General features: G+C 72.0%; 7 protein-coding genes. 5 read left to right on the forward strand and 2 right to left on the reverse strand.

Annotated elements, in window-relative coordinates:
* Positions 1 to 2: 2 nt before the first annotated feature.
* The 3 genes from WN71_RS11125 to pssA all read left to right on the forward strand — a co-directional run bounded on the left by WN71_RS11125 (position 3) and on the right by pssA (position 2,917).
* The gene (locus WN71_RS11125; RefSeq protein WP_046582189.1) at positions 3 to 1,244 is read left to right on the forward strand and encodes an acyl-CoA dehydrogenase family protein; all 1,242 of its coding nucleotides are present in this window, start codon (positions 3 to 5) and stop codon (positions 1,242 to 1,244) included.
* 172 nt (positions 1,245 to 1,416) lie between these two features.
* Positions 1,417 to 2,073: a phosphatidylserine decarboxylase gene (locus WN71_RS11130; protein ID WP_079177805.1), complete on the forward strand. Its 657-nt coding sequence runs from the start codon at positions 1,417 to 1,419 to the stop codon at positions 2,071 to 2,073.
* Positions 2,074 to 2,095: 22 nt separating this feature from the next.
* Positions 2,096 to 2,917 carry a CDP-diacylglycerol--serine O-phosphatidyltransferase gene (gene pssA / locus WN71_RS11135; RefSeq protein ID WP_046582185.1) on the forward strand — a complete coding sequence of 274 codons (822 nt, stop codon included), beginning with the start codon at positions 2,096 to 2,098 and terminating at the stop codon, positions 2,915 to 2,917.
* Between the two features lie 385 nt (positions 2,918 to 3,302).
* On the opposite strand, the gene WN71_RS11140 is transcribed toward pssA, so the two are convergent.
* Positions 3,303 to 4,421 carry a glycerate kinase gene (locus WN71_RS11140; RefSeq protein WP_046582182.1) on the reverse strand — a complete coding sequence of 373 codons (1,119 nt, stop codon included), beginning with the start codon at positions 4,419 to 4,421 and terminating at the stop codon, positions 3,303 to 3,305.
* A gap of 231 nt (positions 4,422 to 4,652) precedes the next feature.
* On the opposite strand from WN71_RS11140, the gene WN71_RS11145 reads away from it, so the two are divergent.
* A complete protein-coding gene (locus WN71_RS11145; RefSeq protein ID WP_046582181.1) occupies positions 4,653 to 5,726 on the forward strand; it encodes an ADP-ribosylglycohydrolase family protein in 1,074 nt (357 codons plus the stop codon).
* 52 nt (positions 5,727 to 5,778) lie between these two features.
* Positions 5,779 to 6,273 (forward strand): NUDIX domain-containing protein, encoded by a 495-nt coding sequence (locus WN71_RS11150; protein ID WP_046582179.1) that lies wholly within the window; start codon positions 5,779 to 5,781, stop codon positions 6,271 to 6,273.
* 112 nt (positions 6,274 to 6,385) lie between these two features.
* Here the strand turns inward: WN71_RS11150 and WN71_RS11155 are convergent.
* The coding region (locus WN71_RS11155) for an NAD(P)H-binding protein (protein ID WP_143074829.1) at positions 6,386 to 7,223 on the reverse strand (838 nt) is incomplete at its 5' end.

A 7,223-nucleotide genomic window follows, 5' to 3' on the forward strand; every position in this document is an offset into this window, starting at 1 on the left:
AGATGGCGCGACTCGCCCAGACCGCCGGTCTGACCGACATCCAGCAGGAGATCCTCTCCACCGTCCGCGACTTCGTGGACAAGGAGATCATCCCCGTCGCCACCGAGCTGGAGCACCGCGACGAGTACCCGCAGGCGATCGTCGACGGCCTGAAGGAACTCGGCCTGTTCGGCCTGATGATCCCCGAGGAGTACGGGGGCCTGGGCGAGTCGCTGCTCACCTACGCGCTGTGCGTGGAGGAGATCGCCCGCGGCTGGATGTCCGTCTCCGGCATCATCAACACGCACTTCATCGTGGCGTACATGCTCAAGCAGCACGGCACGCAGGAGCAGAAGGACCACTTCCTGCCGCGGATGGCGGCCGGCGACATCCGGGGCGCGTTCTCGATGTCGGAGCCGGGCCTCGGCTCGGACGTCTCGGCGATCACGTCGAAGGCGGTGAAGGACGATGGGGGCACCTCCCGCGCGAGCGCAGCCGAGCGTGGGGGAGAGTACGTCCTGAACGGCCAGAAGATGTGGCTGACGAACGGCGGCACGTCGTCTCTGGTCGCCGTTCTGGTGCGAAGTGACGAAGGACACCCCGAGGGCACGGCGCCCCACAAGTCGATGACGACCTTCCTCGTGGAGAAGGAGCCGGGCTTCGGCGAGGTCCGTCCCGGGCTGACCATCCCCGGAAAGATCGACAAGATGGGGTACAAGGGGGTTGACACCACCGAGCTCATCATGGATGGCCTGCGGATTCCGGCGGATCGCGTGCTCGGCGGGGTCACCGGCCGAGGTTTTTACCAAATGATGGACGGCGTCGAGGTGGGCCGGGTCAACGTGGCGGCCCGTGGCTGTGGCGTCGCTCAGCGTGCCTTCGAACTCGGTGTCCAGTACGCCCAGCAGCGTCACACTTTCGGCAAGGCGATCGCCCAGCACCAGGCGATCCAGTTCAAGCTCGCCGAGATGGCTACCAAGGTCGAGGCCGCCCATGCCATGATGGTGAACGCGGCACGCAAAAAGGACTCCGGGGAACGAAACGACCTTGAAGCAGGGATGGCGAAGTACCTCGCCTCCGAGTACTGCAAGGAGGTCGTGGAAGATGCCTTCCGGATCCACGGCGGCTACGGCTTCTCCAAGGAGTACGAGATCGAGCGCCTCTACCGGGAGGCCCCGATGCTGCTGATCGGCGAAGGCACTGCCGAGATCCAGAAAATGATCATCGGGCGAAGGTTGCTCGAAGAGTATCGATTCCAGGGCTGATTGTCCGGAAACGGGGTGTTTTCTTCGAGAAGAAGATCACACCCCGTTAACACTCCACGGGAACCGACTCGGCTTCCTGGCTTACCCAGTTGCGGCCCCGAGCCGCTAACATCGCCGGAAAGCCGCCGTCCCCTGATAAAAAGCGCGGCATCATCCGCTACGAAGGTCATCCATGCCCCACAGCCAAACCTCTGCACCACGCGACAGCCGAGCCGGCGTACGCCTCGCGCGCGGAGCATCGCCGTGGCTTCTCCCGACCGTTGCCACCGCAGCCGTCAGCCTGCTCCGCGCCCGCCGCTCGGGCGTCGCCAAGGCCGTCGCCGTACCCGCCACCGCGCTCGCGGCGGGCATGCTGTGGTTCTTCCGCGACCCCGAGCGCGAGATCACCCGGGGCCGGGTCATCTCGCCCGCCGACGGCGTGGTGCAGAGCATCATGCCGTGGAAGGACGGGCGTACCCGCGTCGCGATCTTCATGAGCCCGCTCAACGTCCACGTCAACCGCGCGCCGCTGGCCGGCACGGTGACGTCGGTCGAGCACATCCCCGGTGGCTTCGTTCCCGCCTTCAACAAGGAGAGCGAGAACAACGAGCGCGTGGTCTGGCACTTCGACACCGAGCTCGGTGACATCGAGATGATCCAGATCGCCGGCGCCGTCGCCCGCCGCATCGTCCCCTACATCCCCATGGGCACGAAGGTCGAGCAGGGCGACCGGATCGGTCTCATCCGCTTCGGCTCGCGCGTCGACATCTACCTGCCCGAGGGCGTGGAGGTCGCGGTCGAGGTCGGTCAGAAGACCGTGGCTGGGGTGACTCGCATTGACCGTGATTGATCCGGAGACCCAGGCGGGCTGGGTGCCCGAGGCCGACGAGGCGGACGAAGAGGAGGAGATGCCTCTCTCGCTCCGCCTCTCGATAGCGGACACCCTCACCCTCGGCAACGCCACGTGCGGGTTCATGGCGGTGTACTTCACCACCACCGGGATCCTCATCCCGCACCTCACGGGCAACGACGAGTCCATGGGCATGGCCCGGCACAGCGCCGCCACCGCCGTGATCCTGATGCTCTGCGCGGCCGTCTTCGACCTGTTCGACGGCCTCGTGGCACGCAAGCTGCGCTCCTCCCCCATGGGCGCCGAGCTGGACAACCTGTCGGACCTGATCAGCTTCGGCCTCGCGCCGGCGTACTTCGTGCTCGTCTACGGCATGGTCGCGGACGACGCGCACCAGAGAATGGCGGCGCTAGGGGCAATCGTGGTGCTCCTGGCGGTGGTCCTTCGCCTGGCGCGCTTCTCGTGCGTGACGCCCCGCAACGGCATGTTCCAGGGCATGCCGTCGCCGTTCGGCGCGCTGACGGTGGTCTCGATCGTGCTGCTGGAGCTGCCCTTCGTGGCGACCCTGCTGGCGATCCTGGGCACCGCGTGGCTGATGGTGAGCCGGGTGGAGTACCCCAAGCCCCGCGGTCGCCTCGCCGGCGCGGTGCTCGGCTGGATCGTGCTGTCGATGGGCCTGCTGGCGGCCTGGGCGTTCGACGCCCCGAGCGGCCAGCTGCTGCTCCAGACCGGCTGCGCGCTCCAGCTCGTCATGGGCGCGGTGATCCCGCTGTTCGCCACGGCCCGCCGGGTGAACAACTTCCGCGACAACCGGCGTGAGGCGCGGGCGGCGCAGCTGCCGTAGCGCTCCGCTGGGTTCGGCTGGACATGAGAGGGGCCCCGGGTCTTGTGACCCGGGGCCCCTCTGCGTGTCCCGCGCGGGGCGGTCCGGGGGTCGCGTGCGACGACGGCCCGTGTGTCGCGTGCGGCAACCGCCCGTGGGTTGCGTGCGGCGACCGCCCGTGGGTCGCGTGCGGCGGCGGTTTGTCTGCCCTGCGCGGCACCGTCGTGGTCGCTCGCGCAGTTCCCCGCGCCCCTTTGGGGCACGGCTGCACGGGCGGGCGCCCTGTAGTGGCGCGGAACGTCCCCGAACTGCCCACCTCACCGCCACACCCATTAGGGGCGCGGGGAACTGCGCGACAAGCCACGACGGAGCCGCACGGACCCCACAACCCCCGGATGGGAACCCGTCAGGTCAGGAAGTCCTCGGCGATCCGCGCCGCCAGCCGCTCCAGAATCGGCCCCGCATCGGAGATGCACGTCGCGATGTCGGGCTCGATCTCCGTCAGGGCGTACGCACGGCGGATGCCCGCCCGCCCGAGGGCCTCGGGCGGCAGCGCCAGCCGCCCGCACACGGCCACGACCTCCTTGCCCGCGGCACGCGCGACCGCGGCCACCCCGGCGGGCGCCTTGCCGTGCAGGGTCTGCTCGTCGAGGGAGCCCTCACCGGTGATCACCAGGTCCGCCCGCTCCAGCGCCGGCGCGAAGCCGAGCACGTCCAGCATGACCTCGATCCCGGGCCGGAACCGCGCGCCGAGCAGCAGGGCGCCGTAGCCGATGCCGCCGGCCGCGCCCGCGCCCGGGGCGGCGGCGTGCTCGGCCGCCGAGGCGCCGAGGGCGGCCTCCAGCACCTTGACGTAGTGGGAGAGGGCGGCGTCCAGCTCCGCCACGTCGTCCGGGCTCGCGCCCTTCTGCGGCCCGTACACGGCCGGCGCGCCCGTCGGCCCGGTCAGCGGGTTGTCGACGTCGCTCGCGAGCACCAGGTCCACGGCGCCGAGCCGCGCGTCGAGGCCGGACAGGTCGGCGGAGGCGAGCGCCGCCAGGCCGCCGCCGCCCGGCGGCACCGGCTCACCGTCGGCGTCCAGGAACCGCGCGCCGAGCGCGGAGAGCATCCCCGCGCCGCCGTCGGTGGTGGCGCTGCCGCCGACGCCGAACACGACGGTCCGCGCGCCCGCGTCCAGCGCGGCCCGCAGCAGCTCGCCGGAGCCGTAGGTGGAGGCGGTGAGCGGCGCGAAGACACCTCTGGGCAGCCGCTGCAATCCGCTGGCCTCGGCCATCTCCACCACGGCCGTGCCGTCGCGCAGCGCGAACGCCGCCGTCACCTCGTGCCCGAGCGGCCCGGCCACCCGCACCTCGTGCCGCTCGAAACCGGCCGCGACGGCCGCGTCCACGGTGCCGTCGCCGCCGTCGGCGACGGGCAGCGACGCCACCGTCAGGTCCGGTACGGTCCGGCGCAGCCCGGCGGTCACCCGCTCGGCGACCTGCGCGGCCGTGAGCGACCCCTTGAACTTGTCCGCGGCGATGAGCACCCGCTGTGTCACCTGTTGTCCCCTTGCTCTCCGGGCCCCGCGCGTGTCGGGGCCAGTCGCGCCGCTGCGACCTTAACCGCAGGACAGGCCCCCCGTCATGCCCCGTCCCGGACCCTGGGAACGGCCCGTCAGCCGGATGTGAGCGGCCCGCGAGCCCGCTGTGCGGACGGCACGGACGGCGGCGACGGCACGGACGGCACTGGGAGGCGCGGAATCGGGTAGACCGGTCCCATGACCCCTGTGGGCAATGAGCCAGAGCTCACCGACCGCATCCTCGGGGGCTGGCTCGGCCGGATCGCGGGCAACATGCTCGGCAAACCGGTCGAGCAGGGCGACCTGTGGACCCGCGACCGGATCGACCGCTACCTGCGGCAGGCCGCCGCCCTGCCACTGACCGACTATCTCCCCGAGCCTGCCGACGAGAGCGACGGCGTCCAGCTGCGCCCCGAGTGGCGCAGCTGCGTCCGCGGCCGCATCCACGGCAGCTGCCGGGACGACGACGTCGACTACGCCATCCTCGGCCTGCATCTGCTGGAGACGCACGGCTTCGCGTTCAGCACGGAGCAGGTGGGTGACCTCTGGCTGCTGCGGCTGCCGTACCGGCAGACGTACACCGCGGAGCGCGCCGCCTACCGCAATCTCGCCAACGGTCTCAAACCGCCGCTGACGGCGACGTACGACAATCCCTACCAGGAGTGGATCGGCGCGCTGATCCGCGCCGACGTCTACGGCTGGACCTGCCCCGACGACCCGCGCCGGGCCGCCGCGCTGGCCCGCCGCGACGCGGTCCTCTCGCACACCGGCAACGGGGTCTACGGCGCGATGTGGGCGGCGGCGCTGATCGCGGCGGCGTTCACGGCACCGACGGTGCGGCACGCGGTGGACACCGCGCTGACGGTGATCCCGCCCGGCTGCCGGCTCGCACGCACCGTACGCCGCGTGATGTCGCTCCACGACACCCGCATGACGTGGGAGGACACCCTGTCGACGGCGTCGGAGGAGACGAGCGGACTCGGCTGGATCCACACGATCCCGAACGCCGCGGTCCTCACGGCCGGACTCCTGTACGGCGACGGCGACTTCACCCGCACCATCACGCTGACCGTGCGCGGCGGCCTGGACACCGACTCCAACGGCGCCACGGCCGGCTCGGTGGCCGGGGTGCTGACGGGGGCGCGGGCCATCCCGGCGCGGTGGAAGGACCCGCTGGAGGACACGGTGCGCAGCGCGGTGTTCGGCTTCGACGGGGTGGCGATCAGCGACCTGGCGGAGCGCACCGCGCGATTGGCGGGTGCGGAACGCTGAGCGGCCCCGCTGCCGTGCGCTTCCCGGCCCGGGGGCTGGTTACGCTTCCGGGATGAGCGCTGACGACTACGCGACGTACATCGCGGGACTCCCCCGCGTCCTGGCCGGGGCGGCCGTACTGTTCCGCGACGCCGACGGGCGGGTACTGCTCGTGGAGCCCAACTACCGTGAGGGCTGGGCCCTTCCGGGCGGCACGATCGAGTCGGACGACGGCGAGACCCCGCGCCGGGGCGCGCGCCGGGAGACGCTGGAGGAGATCGGCCTGGACGTGGCGCCCGGCCGGCTGCTCGTGGTCGACTGGGTGCACGGCGCGGGCCGGCCGCCGATCGTGGCGTACCTCTACGACGGCGGAGTGCTGACCGAGTCCGATCTGAAGTCGATCCGCCTGCAGGAGGAGGAACTCCTGTCCTGGCGCCTGGTCGCCCCCGAGGACCTCGCGGCGCACCTCCTGGGCTCGTTGGGCCGCCGGGTCCGGGTGGCCCTGGACGTGCTGGCGACCGACTCCGGCACGGCGGAACTGGAGAACGGCGACCGGGCGGCCGACTGACCGCCCGCCCGCCTGCCCGCCGGGGAGGAGCTTCCCTGCCCGCACAAGCCAAGGGGCGTATGCGCACCCAGGGCCAGGCGTCGCGTGGCAGACGGGAAGGCGACGACAGGCCCTACGGCCGAAAAGCCGCCGCGTGCTCGACGGCCCACTCCTCGAAGTCACGCGGCGGCCGCCCCGTGACCGCCTCCACGTCCTCCGCCACCTGAGCCTTCGCCCCGTCCCGCAGCCGCCGCGCGCTGTGCAGCAAAGCTTGGGCGACGGGTTCGGGCAGCCGGGCCCGCCACCCCGCGAGCGCCTCCTCCTCGCCGAGCTCGACGAAGCGCAGGGACCGCCCGAGCACGTGCCCCAGCCGCTCGGTCTGCTCCCGCGCCGAGAGCGCCCGGGGCCCGGTCAGCGCATAGGCGCGCCCCTCGTGCCCCGCCTCGGTCAGCACCCGCGCCGCGACCTCGGCGATGTCCTCGGGATCGACACCCGCATTGCGCCCGTCGCCGTACAGGGCCCGTACGACACCCTCGGACCGCACCGAGTCCGCCCAGGCAAGGGCGTTGGTCATGAAGGCCCGCGGACGCAGCAGCGTCCAGTCGAGACCGGAGGCGGTGAGCCGGTCCTCGTTGTCGCGCTGCCAACGGGTGAGCAGGTCGTCGGCGCCGGGGTCGGTCACGGCGAGCGCAGACAGCTTGACCACCTGCCGCACACCGCACGCCCGCGCGGCGGCAAGGGCGTTGACGTCATGCTCGGGCCGCATCGGATGCGAGGTCACCAGAAAGAAGGCGTCCGCTCCCGCGAGGGCGGCCCGCAGCCCCCCGGGGTCGGCGAAGTCCCCCGCGACGACCTCCCCGCCCACCCCCGCGGCCCGCCCCGGATCCCGGCTGAGCACCCGCACCCGCACCCCGCCCCACCCCACAAGCCGCCCGACCACCCGCCGCCCCACATTCCCGGTGGCCCCACTC

The sequence above is a fragment of the Streptomyces mangrovisoli genome, assembly GCF_000974985.2.
Classification (GTDB): Bacteria; Actinomycetota; Actinomycetes; order Streptomycetales; family Streptomycetaceae; genus Streptomyces; species Streptomyces mangrovisoli.